Genomic DNA, 1,048 nt, shown 5'->3' on the forward strand with positions numbered 1-1,048 from the left:
CCTGAATTATTCACCATTCATCGTTTCCTGAGATTTTTGTTTATCGGGACGAGGTTACCTAATTTTGTCTGCTTTTTCGCGTAAAACGTACTTGAAAGATTAATTTCTGAACTTTCACGCAAGAATGGGCCGTTTTGAGACGGACTTTCCCCGTTGATCTGATGAAAACGCTTTGATGATGCCAAACTCAGTGCTCTTTCACTATTCGATTTTAAGTTCTTGAATCCGTCCGAGTACTTTCCAGAGGAAGTCCTGATAGACAAAGCTGGAGGACAGCTTGAAATAAAGGGAACGCCCCGACCTCACTAACTTACTGGCCACTTTCACGATACGGGTTCGAATGGTTTCGATTTGCATGTTCTTCTGCCCCTCTGGAAACGTCAGTGTACGCATCCAGTTCGTTAAATTGTAGGCGATCAGGCTGAGCATCAGTCGGCTTTCGTTAATTTCAAATTTGTGACTGGACAGTTGATCTAGACTGAATCCGGATTTGGCTTCCTTGATGTAGTTTTCCATGGTCCCTCGTTTCTGATAAGTCAGAACGACTTGTTTCGGGGAGAAACATTCAACCAGATTGGTCACGATAAAGGTATGCGTGAAGAAGAGTTCGTTAGCCGGGCGAACCGATTGAACGATCACTTTTCTGGGCTTGTCCCAAGACTTCGCCTGGTACGCAATTTCTTCATAGTAACACTGGGTCTCCCCGGTCGACGCATCGTTGGGATGAAGCTCCTCAGCCATCCGCTGGAGTATGGCATTCGACTTCAGGCGAATCGCGTAGTAGACGGATTCTTTTTCGCACAGCTCGTAGAGCTCAGGCGTGGCAAAACCGCTATCGCCCCGAAGGAACGGCGTGGTTTCCGGAAAGTGCTCGTTGTAGTGTTCCAGAATCGGTCGAACAAAGTCCGCGACCCCATGAGAAGTATAGCGATTTCCGGGACGCAGTTTCGCCTTCAAAAAATCTCCCGTCGCCCCGTCAAACGCCACCAATGGATGGAAGCCGATGGTGCCGTAATGTGCGTTATAGTCTGAGGATTCCTGTTTCCCA

1 protein-coding gene is annotated in these 1,048 nt (G+C 47.9%); it reads right to left on the reverse strand.

Annotated features, from left to right (window positions below; genetic code table 11):
* Positions 1-201 precede the first annotated feature (201 nt).
* Positions 202-1,048 (reverse strand): IS1380 family transposase (locus SIN01_RS14810; RefSeq protein ID WP_141306179.1); only part of this gene is annotated, 847 nt, incomplete at its 5' end.

The sequence above is a fragment of the Sporolactobacillus inulinus genome (assembly GCF_006539285.1).
GTDB classification, from domain to species: Bacteria; Bacillota; Bacilli; order Bacillales; family Sporolactobacillaceae; genus Sporolactobacillus; species Sporolactobacillus inulinus.